Source organism: Enterobacter sp. UCD-UG_FMILLET, from assembly GCF_000762975.1.
Lineage (GTDB): Bacteria > Pseudomonadota > Gammaproteobacteria > Enterobacterales > Enterobacteriaceae > Enterobacter > Enterobacter dykesii.
In genome coordinates this window covers 1-18,824 of record NZ_JRJC01000050.1, presented here as the reverse complement: position 1 = coordinate 18,824, position 18,824 = coordinate 1, and the positions used below count along the sequence as shown (strand labels likewise).

At 56.8% G+C, this 18,824-nt stretch carries 17 protein-coding genes, 2 tRNA genes, 1 rRNA gene and 1 pseudogene; 5 read left to right on the top strand and 16 right to left on the bottom strand.

Annotated features, from left to right (window positions below):
- The first annotated feature begins 43 nt into the window (after window positions 1–43).
- Window positions 44–814 (top strand): amidohydrolase, encoded by a 771-nt coding sequence (locus tag LA04_RS22450; RefSeq protein WP_047653265.1) that lies wholly within the window; start codon window positions 44–46, stop codon window positions 812–814.
- A gap of 51 nt (window positions 815–865) precedes the next feature.
- Here the strand turns inward: LA04_RS22450 and LA04_RS22445 are convergent, their stop codons facing one another.
- The 9 genes from LA04_RS22445 to dnaQ form a co-directional block, all read right to left on the bottom strand.
- Complete coding sequence (locus LA04_RS22445) at window positions 866–2,467, bottom strand: gamma-glutamyltransferase family protein (protein WP_047653264.1); 1,602 nt, start codon at window positions 2,465–2,467, stop codon at window positions 866–868.
- Between the two features lie 9 nt (window positions 2,468–2,476).
- Window positions 2,477–3,352 carry an ABC transporter permease gene (locus LA04_RS22440; protein ID WP_047653263.1) on the bottom strand — a complete coding sequence of 292 codons (876 nt, stop codon included), beginning with the start codon at window positions 3,350–3,352 and terminating at the stop codon, window positions 2,477–2,479.
- A gap of 2 nt (window positions 3,353–3,354) precedes the next feature.
- Complete coding sequence (locus tag LA04_RS22435) at window positions 3,355–4,296, bottom strand: ABC transporter permease (RefSeq protein ID WP_047653262.1); 942 nt, start codon at window positions 4,294–4,296, stop codon at window positions 3,355–3,357.
- 18 nt (window positions 4,297–4,314) lie between these two features.
- The gene (locus tag LA04_RS22430; protein WP_200882541.1) at window positions 4,315–5,829 is read right to left on the bottom strand and encodes an ABC transporter substrate-binding protein; all 1,515 of its coding nucleotides are present in this window, start codon (window positions 5,827–5,829) and stop codon (window positions 4,315–4,317) included.
- Between the two features lie 2 nt (window positions 5,830–5,831).
- On the bottom strand, window positions 5,832–6,914 hold the full coding sequence (locus tag LA04_RS22425) for an ABC transporter ATP-binding protein (RefSeq protein ID WP_047653260.1): 1,083 nt from the start codon (window positions 6,912–6,914) through the stop codon (window positions 5,832–5,834).
- Window positions 6,911–7,924 (bottom strand): ABC transporter ATP-binding protein, encoded by a 1,014-nt coding sequence (locus LA04_RS22420; RefSeq protein WP_047653259.1) that lies wholly within the window; start codon window positions 7,922–7,924, stop codon window positions 6,911–6,913. The genes LA04_RS22425 and LA04_RS22420 overlap by 4 nt, the downstream gene beginning before the upstream one ends.
- On the bottom strand, window positions 7,921–8,640 hold the full coding sequence (locus tag LA04_RS22415; RefSeq protein WP_047653258.1) for a FadR/GntR family transcriptional regulator: 720 nt from the start codon (window positions 8,638–8,640) through the stop codon (window positions 7,921–7,923). The genes LA04_RS22420 and LA04_RS22415 overlap by 4 nt, the downstream gene beginning before the upstream one ends.
- A 379-nt stretch (window positions 8,641–9,019) precedes the next feature.
- Window positions 9,020–9,096 (bottom strand) — tRNA-Asp (locus LA04_RS22405).
- Between the two features lie 131 nt (window positions 9,097–9,227).
- A complete protein-coding gene (gene dnaQ / locus LA04_RS22400; RefSeq protein ID WP_200882540.1) occupies window positions 9,228–9,959 on the bottom strand; it encodes a DNA polymerase III subunit epsilon in 732 nt (243 codons plus the stop codon).
- Window positions 9,960–10,023: 64 nt separating this feature from the next.
- Between dnaQ and rnhA the strand changes: the two genes are divergently transcribed.
- On the top strand, window positions 10,024–10,491 hold the full coding sequence (rnhA, locus tag LA04_RS22395) for a ribonuclease HI (protein ID WP_023334599.1): 468 nt from the start codon (window positions 10,024–10,026) through the stop codon (window positions 10,489–10,491).
- Here the strand turns inward: rnhA and LA04_RS22390 are convergent.
- Complete coding sequence (locus tag LA04_RS22390) at window positions 10,488–11,207, bottom strand: class I SAM-dependent methyltransferase (RefSeq protein WP_023310484.1); 720 nt, start codon at window positions 11,205–11,207, stop codon at window positions 10,488–10,490. The two genes, rnhA and LA04_RS22390, sit on opposite strands and share 4 nt — an antisense overlap.
- 32 nt (window positions 11,208–11,239) lie before the next feature.
- Between LA04_RS22390 and gloB the strand changes: the two genes are divergently transcribed.
- Entirely contained in the window at window positions 11,240–11,998 is a 759-nt protein-coding gene (gene gloB / locus LA04_RS22385) for a hydroxyacylglutathione hydrolase (protein WP_047653255.1), read from the top strand.
- 68 nt (window positions 11,999–12,066) lie between these two features.
- Window positions 12,067–13,431 carry a murein transglycosylase D gene (gene mltD / locus LA04_RS22380; protein WP_032661729.1) on the top strand — a complete coding sequence of 455 codons (1,365 nt, stop codon included), beginning with the start codon at window positions 12,067–12,069 and terminating at the stop codon, window positions 13,429–13,431.
- 52 nt (window positions 13,432–13,483) lie between these two features.
- On the opposite strand, the gene LA04_RS22375 is transcribed toward mltD, so the two are convergent.
- The 3 genes from LA04_RS22375 to LA04_RS22365 form a co-directional block, all read right to left on the bottom strand.
- The gene (locus LA04_RS22375) at window positions 13,484–14,257 is read right to left on the bottom strand and encodes a class I SAM-dependent methyltransferase (protein WP_047653254.1); all 774 of its coding nucleotides are present in this window, start codon (window positions 14,255–14,257) and stop codon (window positions 13,484–13,486) included.
- Window positions 14,258–14,332: 75 nt separating this feature from the next.
- Window positions 14,333–15,133 carry an endonuclease/exonuclease/phosphatase family protein gene (locus LA04_RS22370; protein WP_047653284.1) on the bottom strand — a complete coding sequence of 267 codons (801 nt, stop codon included), beginning with the start codon at window positions 15,131–15,133 and terminating at the stop codon, window positions 14,333–14,335.
- A 136-nt stretch (window positions 15,134–15,269) separates the two neighbouring features.
- Window positions 15,270–16,445 (bottom strand): MFS transporter, encoded by a 1,176-nt coding sequence (locus LA04_RS22365; RefSeq protein WP_047653253.1) that lies wholly within the window; start codon window positions 16,443–16,445, stop codon window positions 15,270–15,272.
- Between the two features lie 104 nt (window positions 16,446–16,549).
- On the opposite strand from LA04_RS22365, the gene yafC reads away from it, so the two are divergent.
- The gene (gene yafC / locus LA04_RS22360; protein WP_033144685.1) at window positions 16,550–17,455 is read left to right on the top strand and encodes a DNA-binding transcriptional regulator YafC; all 906 of its coding nucleotides are present in this window, start codon (window positions 16,550–16,552) and stop codon (window positions 17,453–17,455) included.
- Window positions 17,456–17,484: 29 nt separating this feature from the next.
- Here yafC and dkgB read toward each other — a convergent pair.
- The 3 genes and pseudogenes from dkgB to rrf all read right to left on the bottom strand — a co-directional run bounded on the left by dkgB (window position 17,485) and on the right by rrf (window position 18,697).
- Window positions 17,485–18,289 (bottom strand): annotated as a pseudogene (gene dkgB / locus LA04_RS22355) (2,5-didehydrogluconate reductase DkgB).
- A 160-nt stretch (window positions 18,290–18,449) separates the two neighbouring features.
- Window positions 18,450–18,526: transfer RNA gene (locus LA04_RS22350), tRNA-Asp, on the bottom strand.
- 55 nt (window positions 18,527–18,581) lie between these two features.
- Window positions 18,582–18,697: ribosomal RNA gene (gene rrf / locus LA04_RS22345) — 5S ribosomal RNA — on the bottom strand.
- Window positions 18,698–18,824 lie beyond the last annotated feature (127 nt).

The window sequence follows — 18,824 nt, the reverse complement described above, 5'->3', positions numbered from 1 at the left end:
CGTGCTACAGTGTCAAAAAGCGGTCTTTTGAGGAGTCTGTATCGTGCCTGGTTTGAAGATTTCGATTTTGCAGCAACCTTTAGTGTGGATGGATGGCCCCGCCAACCTGCGCCACTTTGATCGTCAACTGGAAGAGATTACCGGGCGCGATGTGATTGTCCTGCCGGAGATGTTCACCACCGGCTTCGCCATGGAAGCGGCACAACAGTCAATGCCGCAGGATGAGGTGGTCGCCTGGATGCATGCCAAAGCGCAGCAGACCAACGCGCTGATCGCCGGGAGCGCCGCCCTGCAAACGGATCGCGGGCCGGTGAACCGCTTCCTGCTGGTGGAGCCGGAAGGGAAAGTGCATTTTTACGATAAACGCCACCTGTTCCGCATGGCGGATGAGCATCATCACTATGAAGCGGGTCACGAGCGCGTGGTGTTCGAGTGGCGCGGCTGGCGTATTTTGCCGCTGGTTTGCTACGACCTGCGCTTCCCGGTGTGGTCGCGCAACCGCAACGATTACGACCTGGCGCTGTATGTTGCCAACTGGCCTGCACCGCGCTCCCTGCACTGGCAGTCGCTGCTGGTAGCGCGCGCGATTGAGAACCAGGCGTACGTGGTGGGCTGTAACCGCGTGGGAACCGACGGCAACGGGCATCACTATCGCGGCGACAGCCGGGTGGTGAATCCGCAGGGCGAGATCATCGCCACCGCCGAGCCGCATCAGGCGACGCGCATTGATGCGGAGCTGTCATTGACGGCGCTGAAGGAGTATCGGGAGAAGTTTCCGGCGTGGCAGGATGCAGATCCGTTTAGCATTGGCTGAAATTTTCCCCTCACCCCGCCCCTCTCCCAACGGGAGAGGGAGGATAAAACATTAACTCACCAGCGCCTGCCCGTCTTTGCGGCTTTCCGTCGCGGCCACGTAGTGTCCTTCCGGCAGGCGATAAATCACCTGCGCCCCGCCGAAGTTGTAATCCTGAAGCGGATCTTCCACCACGATCTGATGCCCCCGCTCGCGCAGCGCGGCGATGGTATTGCGATCGAAGGTCGATTCAACGATCACCTCCCTGCCCTGCACCACGCGCCAGCGCGGCGCATCGATTGCCGCCTGCGGGTTTTGCCCGTGCAGCATGATGCGCAGCGCCATCTGCATGTGCCCCTGCGCCTGCATCGGGCCGCCCATCACGCCAAAGGACATCAGCGGCTGGCCGCTGCCGTCCATCGCAAAGCCCGGTATGATGGTGTGGAACGGTCGCTTGCTGCCCGCCAGCGCGTTCGGGTGATTAGGATCCAGCACAAACCCGCAGCCCCGGTTTTGCAGGCTGATGCCGGTATCCGGCACCACAATGCCTGAACCGAAGCCCATATAGTTGGACTGAATAAACGAAACCATCATCCCGCTGGCGTCGGCGGTGCTGATGTAGACCGTGCCGCTCTGCGTAGGGGAACCGTAGACAAAATCAGAGGCCTTGTCGCGATCGATAAGCGCCGCGCGCGACTTCAGATAATGGTCGCTCAGCAGCTCTTTCGCCGCGAACGCCATATGGTCTTCATCCGCCACGTAGCGGTCGAGATCCGCCAGCGCCAGCTTCATCGCCTCAATTGACAGGTGCAGGGACTGCACGGAATCCGGATGATGCTTCTCAATGCCGCACTGCTCCAGAATGCCGAGCGCAATCAGCGTGGCGATCCCCTGGCCGTTAGGCGGCAGCTCCTGCACCGAACCGCCCGCGAAGTCGCGCGACAGCAGCTCAACCCAGTCCACGCGATGGTTTGCCAGATCCTCAGCCGTCAGGTGCGCGCCGTGCTCTTTGGCGAAGGCGGCGATTTTCTGCGCCAGCTCGCCGCGGTAAAAGGCTTCACCGTTGGTGCGGGCAATCAGCTCCAGCGAGTTCGCCTGCGCCGGGTTGCGGAAGATTTCCCCCACGCGCGGGGCGCGGCCTTCCGGCGCGAAGCAGGCGCTGAAGCCCGGCTGATCTTTCAGCTTGTTATAGCCGCGCTGCCAGAGATGGCCAATCAGCGGAGAAACCGGAAAACCGTTGCGCGCATAGTCGATGGCAGGCTGCGCCAGCGTGGTCAGCGGCAGCGTACCGAAGCGTTCCGCCAGGGCGACCCAGCCGGATACCGCACCCGGCACGGTCACCGCGTCCCAGCCGATTTCCGGCACCGCGGTTTTTCCGGCAAACAGATCCGCATGCCAGCTGGCAGGCGAACGACCGGACGCGTTCAGACCGTGCAGCTTTTCACCGTCCCAGACGATGGCAAAGGCGTCGCTGCCGATCCCGTTGCCGGTCGGCTCAACCACCGTCAGCGCCATCGCGGTGGCAATGGCCGCATCCACGGCGTTGCCGCCCAGCTGCAGCATTTTCATTCCCGCCTGCGCCGCCAGCGGCTGCGACGTGGCGACGGCGTTATGGCCCATCATCGGCGGGCGGCGTGAAGCGTAACCGGACGTAAAATCAAGCGCTTTGGTCATCATGACTCCTTAGTCGTGGCGCGGATCGAGCGCATCGCGCAGCCCGTCGCCGAGTAAATTAAAGCCCTGCACGGCAAGGAAAATAGCCACGCCGGGGAAAACGGACATCCACGGCGCCTGCTCAAGAAACCCTTTCGCGGTGTTGAGCATGGAGCCCCATGACGGATTGGGCGGCTGCTGCCCCAGCCCTAAAAACGACAGACTGGCTTCGGCGATAATCGCCGAGGCAATCGCCAGCGTGGCCTGCACCAGGATCGGCGACATCACGTTCGGCAGGACGTATTTGACGATAATCCAGCGATCCGGCAGACCAATCGCCCGCGCGCCGTCGATATACTCTTCGTTGCGAATAGCAATCACCTGACCGCGCGTCAGGCGGGCGAAGATCGGCATCGCCGAAAGACCGATGGCGATCATCGCGTTGGTCAGGCTCGGGCCCAAAAATGCCCCCAGCGCGATCGCCATGATCAGGAACGGACAGGCCAGCAGCGCCTCGATAAACCGCGAGATCACCCCGTCCCACATCTTCTGGAAGTAACCCGCCACCAGCCCCAGCGGCACGCCGATGACCACCGCGATAACGACCGACATACAGCCCGCCATCAGCGAGGTGCGAGCTCCCCAGATTATGCGGGATAAGATGTCGCGCCCCAGCTCGTCGGTGCCGAACCAGTACACCGCCGACGGCGCTTTGCGCACCGCCAGGAAGTTGGCTTTGACCGGGTCGAACGGGGCGATCCACGGCGCCAGAAGCGCCACCAGCACAAAGAACCCCACCACCGCCGCGCCAATCACCGCGCTTTTGTTGGCGAGGAATTTCTTCAGCACTCGGTTCTGCGCGCGCGGCAGCGCGGGCGTAACGGTTTGCGTCGTCAGTTCCGCCATGGTTAACCTCGCATTTTCGGGTTGATAAGGACGTAGAGCACGTCGGCCAGCAGGTTGAGCATCAGGAAGCCGATCACCACGATCAGCACCACGCCCTGCACCACCGCGTAGTCACGGTTAAATACCGAGTCGACGATCATCTTGCCGAAGCCCGGAATGGTGAAGACCTGCTCGGTCAGCACCGCGCCGCCCAGCAGCTCGCCGAACAGCAGCGTGGTGAGGGTGATGACCGGTACCAGCGCGTTGCGAAACGCGTGCTTCAGGATCACCGCCTTTGGCAGCAGCCCCTTAGCGCGCGCGGTGCGGATGTAATCCGCCTTCAGGACCGCAATCATCGAGGCGCGGGTATGGCGCATCAGCGTCGCCGCCAGGCCGGTTCCTAGCACGGACGCGGGGAGCAGCAGCGTGCGCAGGTTCTGGAGCGGATCTTCACTGAACGGCACGTAGCCGGATGCGGGCAGCCACTGCAGGTTCACCGAAAAGACCAGAATAAGCAGGATCCCCAGCCAGAAGTGCGGGATCGAGATCCCCGAGATCGCCACGAAGTTCGCCCCGTGATCGACCCAGCTGTTTTTGTTCACCGCCGCGAGGATCCCCATGCTGATGCCAAACACCAGCGCAATAATCATCGCCAGCAGGGACAGCTCCAGCGTGACCGGCAGCTTGCTGGCGATCAGCTGCGTCACCGGTTCGTGCGTGCGTAAGGAGACGCCCAGATCGCCCTGCAGCGCCCGCGTCAGCCAGTGGAAATACTGCACGGGGATTGGCGCATCGAGGTTCAGCTCCGCACGCAGCTGGGCGATGACCGCCGGGTCGCGCTCCTCCCCGGCCATGGCGATCAGCGGGTCGCCGGGCAGCAGCTTTTGCAGCCCGAACACCATCATGCTCACCAGCAATAGCGTCGGGACGGCCAGCAGCAGACGTTTGCAAATCAGTTCCAGCATGGGTTCTCCTCAGGACCTTTATTTCGCCAGCGTCAAACCCGCCAGACGCACGATGCCGTCCGGGTAGGGCTTAAAGCCCTGTACGCTTTTGTTCAGACCGAAAATGCGCGGCTCGAAGTAGAGGTAGGCAATCGGCATGTCGGTTTGCAGCTGCTTCACCACCTTGTCGTACAGCGGCTGGCGTGCGGCCTGATCGGTGCTCTGGCGCGCCTGGGTCAGCCACTCATCGACCTGCGCGTTGCTGTAGCGGCCGTCGTTAAGCGTGCCTTTGCTGTTGATAAAGCCGTAGATGCTGCCGTCCGGATCCGGGCGGCCCGACCAGCCGGAGAAGCTCAGCTGATAGTCGCCGCTCTGCTGGCGATCGAGCAGCGTGGCGAATTCGGTCATCTGCAGGTTCAGGTTAAATCCGGCCTCGGCGACCATCGCCTGCAGCACCTGGCCCACCTGCTGCGAGGTTGGGTTGTTCGGCACCAGCAGGTTGACGGTCAGCGGCGCGCTGACGCCTGCCGCCTTCAGCAGCGCTTTGGCTTTGTCGACGTCGCGCGGCGGAACCGGCAGATTCACGTGATACGGGCTGACCGGTGAAAACGCCTGGTTGGCTGGCGTATACAGCCCTTCAAAGACCACCTGGTTTAACGCATCGCGGTCGATGGCCTGAGAAAACGCCTCGCGCACGCGGGCATCCTTGAACGGATCGTTCGCCGGCACCTTGCCGTTGTTGATGTTGAAGGTGATGCCCTGATAGCCGAGACCGGTTACCTTCGCCAGCGCCAGCTTGCTGTCGGCTTCGACCGTTTTCACGTCGCTGGCGGCGATCCCTTCGGTGAGGTCAAGATCGCCCGCGCGCAGGTTCGCGAGGCGCACGGAGGCATCCGGGATCGGCAGATAGATGATTTTATCGAAGTGGTAGGCGTCTTTGTTCCAGTAGTTGTCGAAGCGGGTCAGAACGATGCGGTCCTGGGACACGCGGCTGTCGAATTTATACGGGCCGGAGCAGACCGGGTGGGCGGCAAAGTCAGGCTTTTTCGCCGCCTCGGGGGCCATCATCGCGCCCGCGCGGTCGGTGAGCTGCATCAGCAGCGCCGCATCCGGCGTTTTCAGGTGCAGCGCAATCTGCATCGGGCCGGTGACCTCGACCGATTCAACGGAAGAGATTTCGCTTTTACGCAGCGAGCCTTTTAGCGTCAGGGCGCGGTCGAGGTTGTATTTTGCGGCGGCGGCATCGAATTTCTCACCGTCGTGGAAGGTGACGCCTTCGCGCAGATTAAGCGTCAGGGTTTTACCGTCGTCACTCCACGCCCAGTCTTTAGCCAGGCCGGGGACGACCTTCAGATTTTCATCTACGTCCACCAGCCTGTCGCACAGGGAGGCAAACACGAAGCGGCCATAGTAGGTGCGCGCCAGATGCGGGTCGAGCATGTCCGGGTCAGCGCCCAGGCCGATCCGCAGCACGCTTTCAGAATGGGCGGGCAGCGCCGCGCCAAGCAACATAACACTTCCCAGTACGGTCAAAAGAGAATTACGCATTGTCATTATCATGAGTTCCTTGAAGGAAGGGACGAGTGAGTGGCCGCGTGTTCAAACAGCGCGCGGCGGCGCAGAAAGGCGGCGGATGGTGGTGCGATCTGAATAACGCTGCGATCGCGGTTGATCTCCTGCCAGCGATGACAGGCAACCTGACGTCCACCGTCGAGCACCTGATTGATCGGCTCAACCTGGCGGCATTCATCGGTAACGTACGGGCAGCGGGTGTGGAAACGGCAGCCGGACGGCGGGCTGGCCGGGTTAGGCAGATCCCCCTGCAGCAGCGGCGCGTCGCGTTCGACGCCCGGCTGCATCTGCGGTGCCGAGGCGATCAGCGCCTGGGTATAGGGGTGCAGCGGCGCGTCAAAAATCTCGTCGACGGTGGCAAGCTCGACGATTTGCCCAAGGTACATGACCGCCACGCGGTCACTCATATGGCGGATCACCGCCAGGCCGTGGGCGACAATCACCATCGTCAGCCCCAGCTGGTGCTTCAGGCTTTCCAGCAGGTTAACCACCTGCGCCTGGACGGACACATCCAGCGCGGATACCGGCTCGTCCCCCAGCAGCAGCTTCGGTCCCGAGGCCAGCGCGCGCGCAATGCCGATACGCTGGCGCTGCCCGCCGGAAAACTCGTGCGGATAACGCCCGGCCCAGGCGGCAGGCAGGCCTACGGTTTTGAGCAGCTCGGCAACGCGGTACTGACGGTCAGCTTTTTTCATGTTCTGATGCAGCCACAGCGGCTCCCCGACGATCTGCTCCACCGTCATGCACGGGTTGAGCGAGGCGAAGGGATCCTGGAAGATAATCTGCAGCTCGCGCCGGAGCTGGTTCAGGCGGGCACCGGAGGCGTCGGTGATCTCCTCCCCCTGGTAGAACACGCGCCCTTCGCTGGCGGCCAGCAGGCGCAGCAGCAGACGGCCGAGCGTAGATTTCCCGGAGCCGGACTCGCCGACAATCGCCAGCGTTTCGCCCGGCATCACGGCAAGCGAAACGCGATCGACCGCCGTGACAAACCGTGCCGGGGTAAAGAGTTTTTTGGGGCCGGGGAAAAGCTTGCTGAGGTCACGGGCTTCAAGAATGGGCGTGGTCATGCGATTTCTCCCAGGGCAATGTGCTGTTCGAGCGGCACGCGGAAGCAGGCGACCTGATGGCCCGCGCCGAGCGCGGTGAGCGACGGCTTTTCAGCATGGCAGCGCGTCTGCGCAAACGGACAGCGGGTGGCAAAACGGCAGCCTTTCGGCATGGATTCCGGGAGCGGGACCGCGCCGGGAATGGTGGAGAGCTGGCCCTTGCGTGCGCCAAGAGAAGGAATCGAGCCCATCAGGCCGATGGTGTACGGGTGCTGCGGATCGGCAAAGATGGCCTCCACGCTCCCCTGCTCTACCACCTGCCCGGCATACATCACGGCGACCTGCTGGGCGACTTCTGCCACGACGCCTAAATCGTGGGTGATCATCAGCACCGCCGTGCCGGTTTCCTCTTTTAAGGCGTTGAGCAAGGCGAGGATTTGCGCCTGGATGGTGACGTCGAGCGCGGTGGTCGGCTCGTCGGCAATCAGCAGTTTAGGGTGGTTAATCAGCGCCATCGCAATCATCACGCGCTGGCGCATGCCGCCGGAAAGCTGGTGGGGATACGCTTTCAGGCGCATCTCGGCCGCCGGGATCTGCACCTTCTCGAGGATCTGCAGCGCGACCTTCATCGCCTCTGCGCGCGAGACGTTCTGGTGCCGCATAACCGCTTCGCTAAGCTGATCGCCCAGCGTAAACGCCGGATTGAGCGAGGTCATCGGTTCCTGGAAAATCATGGCCAGCTCGCTGCCGCGCAGATCGGCATATTCCCGCGGCGAGAGCTTTCGCAGATCGTGGCGGCGAAACTGCATCTCACCGCTGACAATCTGCGCGCTGGCGGGCAGTAACCCCATCAGCGCTAACGAGGTAATACTTTTCCCGCAGCCGGACTCCCCCACCAGCGCCAGCGTTTCGCCCGCTTTGACCGTCAGAGAAATGCCGTCAAGCACGCTCACCGGCGAGCCGGAAAACCTGACGTTGAGATTATTCAGCCGCAATACGGGCGTGGCGTCCTTAAAGGGTATTGTCGTCATGGCGTGATGTCGTCCTCGAGGTGGATCGCCTGAATCAGGGCGGTTTGCAGGCTGAGCAGGTGTTCGCGCATGGCGGCCGCGGCTTCATTAGGCTGGCGATGGATAATCGCAGACATGATCTTATGGTGGTGGTCGTTATAGCTGTCGACACGTTCGGGGGTGCGTGCCAGCTCGCGCAGATGCTGCCAGCCCGGTTCGCGCCGAACGGCATCAATGGCATCAAACAGGCCGAGCATCAGACGGTTGCCCGCCGCCTCGGCAATTGCCCGGTGAAAGGCGCTGTCCCAGAGTTCGTTGAGATCGCGGTCATCCGGGCTGACCTTGTCGATGCGTTCCAGCATGCGCTGCATGAGCGCGAGGTTTTCCCTGGTGGCACGCAGTGCCGCAAGCCGGGCTAAGCCGGGTTCGAGCTGTAAACGAGCTTCCATTACTTCCAGAAGGTTGGTCTGCTGAACCAATCCCTGAAGGGCCAGCGGTTCAACAGGTGCAGCCGGGCCAATAAAGGTCCCTTTGCCCTGTTTACGCCAGATGCGCCCTTCTTCTTCCAGCACGTCCAGCGCACGACGCACTTCACGTCGTCCTACGCCGAGAGTGTCCGACAGCTCACGTTCCGTGGGCAGCGGTATGCCTGGTGTTGACTCATGCTGGTTGATAAGCCCGCGCAACTGCTCAAGCGCGGTGCTGGAATTGGCCAGAAACCGTGACGGTTTTTCCATATTGGTTCGCTCGCTTTCATCATGACTTTATTTTTATTAACGATAAGTTATTGATATGGAATGAAGCTTATCGTGCTAATGATTAAGCAATAACCAAACCAATAATTAATTGGTTCGGAATGTTTTTGGAAAGCAGGAGATAACCAGATGATTCTGCGTGAATTATTTTTACAGAAAGAAACATTCTGAATGAGGCGAGAAGAGATGAGTGATGGAAAAATGCACAATTACAGTGCAAATAATGCACTATATCCGTGCAATTGTTAATAAATTGCACTATGTACATTAACTTTTTGTTAACGATAAAGGAAAGAATGAGATTACTGAAGGCTGAAACGACGAAAGCCTGAATCATTTCTGATTCAGGCTTTCTGAATAGTGGCGGAACGGACGGGACTCGAACCCGCGACCCCCTGCGTGACAGGCAGGTATTCTAACCGACTGAACTACCGCTCCACTGTTCCCGTTTGGGGAACGAGGCGCATATTACGGTGCGCCTCCGATCTCGTCAACGCTTTTTCTCACGTTTTGAATCGTTTGCTGCAAAAATCGCCCAAACGATGATTTTACAGGCATTCAGGCGTTTTTCAGGCGCGCCACATACAGCTGCCGCCCTTCTTCTGGACCAGATCAAGCCGGGATTCGTGGTTAAGAAGCTCTTCGTCACTGGCTAAAATAACCCGCAACCGACTGGCCTGACGAACAACACGCTGAATGCCCGCTTCGCCTTGCGTCTGCTGGGATTCATTTTCCATACTGAACTTCATTGACGTCTGCCCGCCGGTCATCGTCAGATAGACATCGGCCAGGATCTGGGCATCGAGCAACGCCCCGTGGAGCGTTCGCTTGGTATTGTCTATCTCGTAGCGCGAGCAGAGTGCATCCAGGCTGTTACGCTTGCCGGGGAACATCTTCCTTGCCAGCGCCAGGCTGTCCGTCACCTTACAGAAAGTGTTCGTCTTCGGGATATCACGATTAAGCTTGCTGAATTCATAGTCCATAAAGCCGATATCGAACGATGCGTTATGGATGACAAGCTCGGCGCCCCTGATATATTCCAGGAACTCGTCAGCGACATCCGCAAAAGTCGGCTTATCCAGCAAGAACTCATCGGCAATCCCGTGAACGCCGAACGCTTCCGGATCCACCAGCCGGTCGGGTTTGAGGTAGACGTGGAAGTTGTTCCCCGTAAGACGACGGTTCACCACTTCAACGGCGCCGATCTCGATGATCTTATGCCCTTCGTAGTGCGCGCCGATTTGGTTCATACCGGTGGTTTCGGTATCGAGGACAATCTGGCGAGTAATTGCAGTGCTCATAGCGGTCATTTATGTCAGACTTATCGTTTAACTGAACGTTTCGAATACAGGAAGTCTACCAGAGATGCGTAAACAGGTAGAAATTTTCACCGATGGATCTTGTCTCGGTAACCCAGGGCCCGGCGGCTACGGCGCGATTATGCGCTATCGCCAGCACGAAAAAACCTTTAGCGAAGGCTATTTTCTGACCACCAACAACCGGATGGAGTTGATGGCGGCCATCGTGGCGCTGGAGGCGTTAAAAGAACATTGTGACGTGGTGTTAAGCACCGACAGTCAGTACGTGCGTCAGGGGATCACCCAGTGGATCCATAACTGGAAAAAACGCGGCTGGAAAACTGCCGATAAGAAGCCGGTCAAGAACGTCGATCTCTGGAAACGTCTTGATGCTGCGCTGGGCCAACACCAGATTAAGTGGGAGTGGGTTAAAGGCCACGCTGGCCATCCGGAAAACGAACGCTGCGACGAACTGGCGCGTGCTGCGGCATCCAATCCCGCCCATGAAGATGCGGGCTATCAGCCCGACGTTTAATCGGTTTTTTTGTACTGCCGCGTGGCGCCGACGGTCTGGCGGATGGGCGTTTTCGACTTGCTCTGCTTCATGGGGTTAAGCGTAAGGGGAATAGTTCGCTTACGCGCAACGATAAACTGCAAACAGCCCAATGCGGGGAGATGGGTGCTCAGTACCACGCCCCCCTGCCTCGCCCAGGGCAGCACCTGAAAACCGCCGTAGCAAAGCACTTCAAAGTTCAGCAGTGAAAGCCAGTCGAGCTGACGCATCATGGTGAACATTCGGCTGTTGTAAGGTGGAGTCCGGCGTAGCACCGGTACCAGCTTACGCAGGCCCATCAGGCTTAGCGGATTGAATCCGCTAAGTACCAGCCAGCCGTCATCGATCAGTACGCGATCGGCTTCGCGAAGCAGACGATGCGGATCGCTGCACCAGGGTAACGTGTGTGCGAGCAAACACGCATCGACGGATTTTTCCGCAAACGGCAGATGCAACGGATCTGCTTTCACCTGGACCGGCGATCCGCCGAGAGAAACGTTAACCTGATGCGAGATAGCGCAGCTTTCGGTATTGATTTCCGCGCTGAGATTGCCAATCTTAAGCAGGTGAAAGCCATACATTTTCGCGAGCCAGGGCTTCAGTTGTTGTTCTAACGCTTCGCGATAGTATTCACCCCAGGGCAATTCCGCCCAACGTTCCGGTGCTGCGACAGTCTGAGGTATCCTTGCCGGTTTCATCAAAACACCCGCCACGCTCTAAGAGGTAATGTATGAATCTTATCAGTATTCCAGCGTTTCAGGACAATTACATCTGGGTTTTGGTTGACGAGGATCGCCGCTGCGTCATTGTCGATCCCGGAGAATCCGGCCCTGTACTGCACGCCATAAAAGAGAACGGCTGGCAGCCAGAAGCCATTCTGTTGACGCATCATCATAACGATCACACTGGCGGCGTGCCTGAACTGCGCGCTCATTTTCCGCATCTTGTGGTTTTCGGACCGGCAGAGGCACAAGATAAGGGGATCACGCAAGTAGTCGAAGAAGGCGAAAATATCCTCATACGCGAGTGGGAGTTTTCCGTATTTGCTACACCGGGTCACACTTTGGGACATCTGTGTTTCTACAGTAAGCCTTATCTTTTTTGCGGCGATACGCTGTTCTCCGGAGGCTGCGGAAGACTGTTTGAAGGCACACCAGCTCAAATGTACCAGTCTTTACAGAAGATTAACGCATTGCCCGATGACACCGTTATTTGTTGCGCCCATGAGTATACATTAGGAAATATGAAGTTTGCCGTGAGCCTCTTACCCGAGGATCGAGCGATTCAGGATTATTATCACAAAGTGAAGGAGTTACGTGCAAAAAACCAAAAAACACTCCCCGTAATTCTGAAAAATGAGCGCCAAATTAATTTATTTTTACGCACAGATGATATTGATTTAATTAATAAAATTAACCAAGAAACAAATTTGCAACAACCAGAACAACGATTTGCATGGTTAAGGTCAAAGAAAGATAACTTCAGATAATTGCGGGTTGCCTTTTCAAAATTTCGCCGTTATCATCGCTCGTCTTTTAAGCAACTATTGACACACACATGAAGGCAAAAGCGATATTACTCGCCTCTGTCCTGCTTGTAGGTTGCCAGTCGCAAAACGGCAGCAACGTACAACAGCACGCACAGAGCCTTTCTGCGGCTGGTCAAGGGGAAGCAGGGAAGTTTGCAAGTTCGGCGCGCTGGATGGACGATGGAACATCTTACGCGCAGGATCAAGACTTGTGGACCTCTATTGGCGACGAGCTAAAGATGGGAATTCCGGAAAATCCCCGGATTCGCGAACAGAAACAGAAGTATTTAAGTAATAAGAGCTATCTCCACGATGTAACGTTACGGGCAGAGCCGTATATGTACTGGATAGCCGGGCAAGTTAAGAAACGTAACATGCCTATGGAGCTGGTACTCCTACCCATAGTGGAGAGCGCTTTTGACCCACACGCGACGTCTGGCGCCAATGCCGCAGGCATTTGGCAGATCATTCCGAGCACCGGGCGAAACTATGGTCTGAAACAGACCCGCAACTATGATGCGCGTCGCGATGTTGTCGCTTCAACGACAGCCGCTCTCGACATGATGCAACGTCTGAACAAGATGTTTGACGGCGACTGGCTGTTAACGGTCGCAGCGTATAATAGTGGCGAAGGTCGTGTACTGAAGGCAATGAAAGCGAATAAAGCACGGGGTAAATCCACCGATTTTTGGTCGCTCTCACTGCCACAGGAAACAAAGATTTACGTACCGAAAATGCTGGCATTGAGCGATATTCTCAAGAACAGCAAGCGTTACGGTGTACAACTGCCAACACCAGACGAAAGTCGTGCACTGGCGCGTGTTCGCCTCAGTAATCCGGTTGATATTCAACAGGTTGCTGATATGACGGGTATGTCGGTAAGTAAATTGAAAACCTTTAATGCTGGCGTTAAAGGCTCAACCCTGGGGGCAAGTGGCCCGCAGTATGTAATGGTTCCGCAGAAACATGCTGAGCAGTTACGTGAGTCTTTAGCTTCTGGTGAAATCGCCGCCGTTCAGTCAACGCTGATCGCGGATGCATCATCAGTTAACAGCCGCAGCTATAAGGTTCGTTCAGGTGATACGCTTTCGGGCATTGCGTCACGTCTTGGCGTGAATGCGAAAGATCTGCAGCAGTGGAATAACCTGCGCAGCTCCGGCCTGAAAGTGGGTCAGACTCTGACGGTGGGTGCAGGTAGCAGCGCACAGCGTCTCGCCAGCAACAGCGATAGCATTACCTATCGCGTGCGCAAGGGCGATTCACTGTCCAGTATCGCAAAACGGCACGGCGTAAACATCAAGGATGTGATGCGCTGGAACAATGATACTGACAATCTGAAACCTGGCGACCAGCTGACGCTGTTTGTGAAGAACAGCGCGACGCCAGACTCCTGATAACACGATCGAAAGATAAAAAGGCACCGATTCCCCTCGGTGCTTTTTTTGTTTATTCCGCTTTTTGCGCTTCGGCCATGATGGTATCGCTGGTAAACGATCCATCTTCCTGCAGTTCAAAGTACGCCTTTACCTCCGCGGACGCACTCTCCTGATAGAGCCTGATCGCCTGGCTCAATGCTTCCGGGGTGCGCATACGCGCGATCCAGGAGCTGAACTCCAGCGGTAAGCGATCGGTAATCAACGCACGCGCGATCAGCCCCGCTTCAGTGATAAGCGACAACCACTCTCCGCTGGCGTAGTTTTGCACGTGCGAGGTATCGCGCAGCGCTTCTACCGTTTGCAGCCAGATATTGCGCACCGGGTGTCCAGGAGACATTACATCCATAATGATGAAGGTGCCGCCCGGCTTAAGAACACGTTTAACCTCGCGCAATGCCTGGCCGACATCATGCCAGTGGTGCGCGGAATAACGGCTGATTACCACTTCAAACGACGCATCTTCGAACGGTAAGGATTCGGCATAGCCCTGGCGCGTATCGATGTTGTCCAGCCCCTTCGCTTTCGCCGCCCCGGCAACGACGTCCAGCATCTGGCTGGATAAGTCATACGCGGTAACGTGCGCGACCTGCTGCGCAGCCGTAAAGCTGGCATGCCCTGCCCCGCAGCCTAAATCCAGAACGTGCGCCTGCGGGAACGCCGCCAGACGTTCACCGAGACGCACCAGGTCGCGGCCAGAAGCATGCACGGCGCTGCTCAGATAGGCACTTGCCTGAGAACCAAACTGTTTTTCTACGTTGTCATGATGGGAGCGTGTTGTTGTCATCGTACTGTCCTTTGTGAATGAAAAATAAAGGGCAGCACCCGCGCAGGCCTGCCCCACGGCAGACCTGACACACCATTATTTATCAGGTTTGCCGGGACTGAATTCAACTAGTAGAGGGTTATGATCCGAGGCGCGCGTCACCAGAACCGAGGCATCGTGCACGCTCAAACCACGATAGAAGACAAAATCGAGAGGACGACCAAAGGCTTTTTTGCGCTGGTCATCGCTAAAACGAACTTCACGCAGCGACATTTCGCGCGCAAAGCGATACAGCGCATTCATGCGCGGACGGCTCCAGGCGTTGAAGTCTCCCGCCATAATGATGGGCCCGCTGTGATGGGCAATCTGATCGCCGATCGGAAGTAACTGCTTACTGTAGACATCCACGCCCAGACTGAAATTTACCGCATGGATATTCACGACCATCAGCATTCGGGTATCCGGCAGCGGATAGACCGTTACCAGCGCCGATTTAGCCAGACGCAGGATAGGCTCGCGTTCGCGCAGTGGACAGCAATAGACCGGATGTGCTGCTGAAAGCGTCATCACACCTGAGGGGTGTTGCGGCAGGACAAATGCCGGCACCTGGTCGGCGGCGAGGTAGTTAGTTGTTGCAAACCGAACCAGTTCAGGCGTCGTTTGCGCCTCCTGCAGCAGAACCAGATGGGCATCTTTGCCGAAATTCTTGAGCACGGATAACCACTCCGCGCGCTGCTGTTTAAAGATATTCCACACCAGGACCCGAATTTTATCATCGCTGCTTAACGGCGTACCGGCGGGCAATGCCTGGCTAATACTCGCAAATGACCCCGGAGGCATAATTCTCTCCGCGGGCATTCCGGCAACATAACGCATGGCATAGGTATTTTTTCGCACTTTTGGAAACAGCCTCTGTAACATGAACCAGCCCGGAAAACGGACTGGTTCTAATGTTATAGGGACTTTAGGTCATACTTTCAACGCAATTTCTGAGAAACCGCTTTCCAGTTTTGTAAGCAAGCACTTACTGATGTTACCCCAGCGCCACCCGTGCTGGCTTATCGAGACGTCCACTCAGGCCAATCAGCAGGAAGGCCACCAGGACAATCACCGCGCCAATCCACGGAGTCTGGGCTAATCCAACATGCGCTACGGTTTGCCCGCCAATGATGGAGCCCAGCGCGATGCCAATATTAAATGCGGCAATGTTCAGGCCGGAAGCCACGTCCACCGCATTAGGCGTATAAAGCTCGGCTTTCTGGACAACGTAGACCTGCAGCCCGGGCACATTACCAAAGGCGAAGATCCCCATGACCAGCACGGTGACCAGCGCGGCGTAGTGTACCGAAGCCGTGAACTGGAAAATCATCAGCAGAACCACCAGGGCGGCGAAGATGAATTTCAGCGCTGGTACCGCACCATGCTTATCCGCAAGCTTGCCGCCCCAGATATTACCAATGGCAACGGAAATACCGTATCCCAGCAAAATCCAGCTCACGGCATTGGGTGAGAAGCCTGCGAGGTCCTGCATCATCGGCGCCAGGAAGGTGAAGGCGGTGAATACGCCGCCATAGCCCAGTGCCGTAACCGCATAGATGATCAGCAAACGCGGATGCGTGAGTACCTTCAGCTGATCGCGCAGGCTGGCGCTCGCCCGACCAGGAATATTCGACGGTACCAGCAGCAGGCTGGCCACCAGGGCGATCACACCCAGTAAGGAGACGGCCAGGAACGTTTCACGCCAGCCGAAGTGTTGTCCGATAAATGTTCCTAACGGTACGCCCGTAACGAGTGCGACGGTAAGTCCACCAAACATGATCGCAATGGCTGAAGCCGCTTTCTCTTTGGGCACCAGGCTGGTCGCAATGGTGGAACCTATCGAGAAAAACACGCCGTGTGCAAGGCCTGTCAACAGACGAGCAATTACCAGCGTGGTGTAGTCCGGCGCCTGCCAGGCCAGAATGTTGCCGGCGGTGAACAGCACCATCAGCGCGACTAACAGCTGCTTACGCGGAAAACGCCCGGTCAGGGCCGTCAGCACTGGCGCACCGACGGCGACGCCAAGGGCGTAAATAGATACCAGCAACCCCGCAGAGGGCAACGAGATCGCAAGCTGGTTAGCAATAGTGGGAACGAGCCCCACGATAACAAATTCGGTCGTGCCAATTGCAAAGGCACTGATCGTCAGGGCAAGTAGCGCCAGTGGCATAAAATACTCCGTATCATCAGGATTAAGATGACAGGCAGTATGCGCCAGTGCTTAAATAACAAAAATGGTCAAAATATCAATAGAATTTTGCAGGTGGTGCAACAATGAAAGCAACATCGGAGGAGCTGACAATCTTTGTCGCCGTCGTTGAAAGCGGCAGCTTTAGCCGCGCGGCCGAACAGTTGGGACAGGCTAACTCGGCCATCAGCCGTTCGGTAAAAAAACTGGAGATGAAGCTTGGAGTGAGTCTGCTCAACCGTACGACGCGGCAGCTGAGCCTGACGGAAGAAGGAGAGCGTTACTTCCGCCGCGTGCAGTCGGTACTGCAGGAGATGGCCGCAGCGGAGACGGAGATTATGGAGACCCGCAGCACGCCGCGTGGATTGCTGCGCATTGATGCGGCCACGCCGGTTGTGCTTCACTTTCTGATGCCGCTGATCAAACCTTTCCGCGAACGTTATCCTGAGATGACGCTTTCGCTGGTCTCCTCAGAGACGTTTATCAACCTCATCGAGCGGAAAGTGGATGTGGCTATCCGGGCGGGAACCCTGACAGATTCAAGCTTGCGTGCCCGCCCTCTGTTTGCCAGCTACCGCAAAATTATCGCTTCACCAGAGTATATTGCTGAACATGGTAAACCGGAGACGGTTGAAGAATTGAAGCAGCATCTGTGCCTGGGCTTTACGGAGCCTGTGTCGCTGAACACCTGGCCTGTCGCCTGTCATGATGGTCAACTTCATGAGATTACCTGCGGATTATCCTCAAACAGCGGGGAAACGCTGAAGCAGCTGTGTCTTGAAGGAAATGGTATCGCCTGCTTGTCAGACTATATGATTGACAAGGAGATAGCCCGGGGCGAACTGGTGGAGCTAATGGCCGATAAACGTCTGCCGGTCGAAATGCCTTTTAGCGCGGTGTATTACAGTGACAGAGCAGTGAGCACGCGCATTCGTGCCTTTATTGACTTCCTGAGTGAACATATAAAAACAGCTCCCGGAGGAGCTGTGTGAGGGTTCAGGTTACAGAGGGCGGGTCAAACTTAATCCCAGTCAGGAGCTAAACCTTCCGGGCTTACCAGGCGATCGTTGCATTCAAGTGCGGCGATCGCTTTTTTATCGTCTGCATCCAGATGAAGATCCGCTGCTAACAGGTTGCTGGCCAGGTTTTCACGCTTAGTTGATGATGGGATCACGGCATAACCTTCACCCATTGCCCATGCCAGAATCACCTGCGCGGCAGTCGCGTTATGTTTCTCTGCGATACGCGTAATCACTTCATCTTTCAGCGCTTTACCGTAGGCCAGCGTCATGTATGAGGTGATGTGGATCCCGTGGCTGTTTTGCCCAGTCCACGACTTTGCGGTTTTGCAGGTAGGGAGACAGCTCAATCTGATTGGTCGCAATATTTTCTGCACCTACAGCGGCAATGGCTTTTTCCATCAGCGGAATAGTAAAGTTGGAGATCCCAATTTCGCGGGTTAAGCCCTGAGCTTTCGCTTCCAGAAGTGTCTGCATGAATTCTTCCACAGAAACGGCATCGTTCGGTGAGGGCCAGTGGATCAGCGTCAGATCCACGTAGTCAGTACGCAGCTTTTTCAGGCTTTCTTTCAGGCTAGGGATCAGCTTATCTTTGCTGAGATTCTCAATCCAGATTTTCGTGGTGATAAACAGTTCGTTACGCGGTACACCGCTCTCTTCGAGAGCTTGTCCAACGGCAGCTTCATTTTCATAGATCTGTGCCGTATCAACTGCACGATAGCCCTGTTCGAGTGCGGTTTTAACCGATGCGATAACAACGTCGTCTTTCAGGCGGAAAGTGCCCAGACCAAATGCAGGGAGAGTCATACTATTCCTCAATCATTATGTTCGTAAACTGAGGATGATTATCGCTGGCGTTGTTATAGAGAAAAAGATCGCAAAACGCAGAGGATTTTTGCTAATTTCGCAATAATTAAACGTCAGATAAGAAAAAAGCCCTGAGCATTAGCTCAGGGCTTTTAATAAGTGGCGGAACGGACGGGACTCGAACCCGCGACCCCCTGCGTGACAGGCAGGTATTCTAACCGACTGAACTACCGCTCCACCGAAGACTGCTGTAACCACCGGATTTATGCACCGGCTTACTACTTAATTTGATGCCTGGCAGTTCCCTACTCTCACATGGGGAGACCCCACACTACCATCGGCGCTACGGCGTTTCACTTCTGAGTTCGGCATGGGGTCAGGTGGGACCACCGCGCTAAAGCCGCCAGGCAAATTCTGTTAATCTGTATCAGGCTGAAATTTGATTGTCTGTCTCTTCGCCAAAACACCTTCGGCGTTGTAAGGTTAAGCCTCACGGTTCATTAGTATCGGTTAGCTCAACGCATCGCTGCGCTTA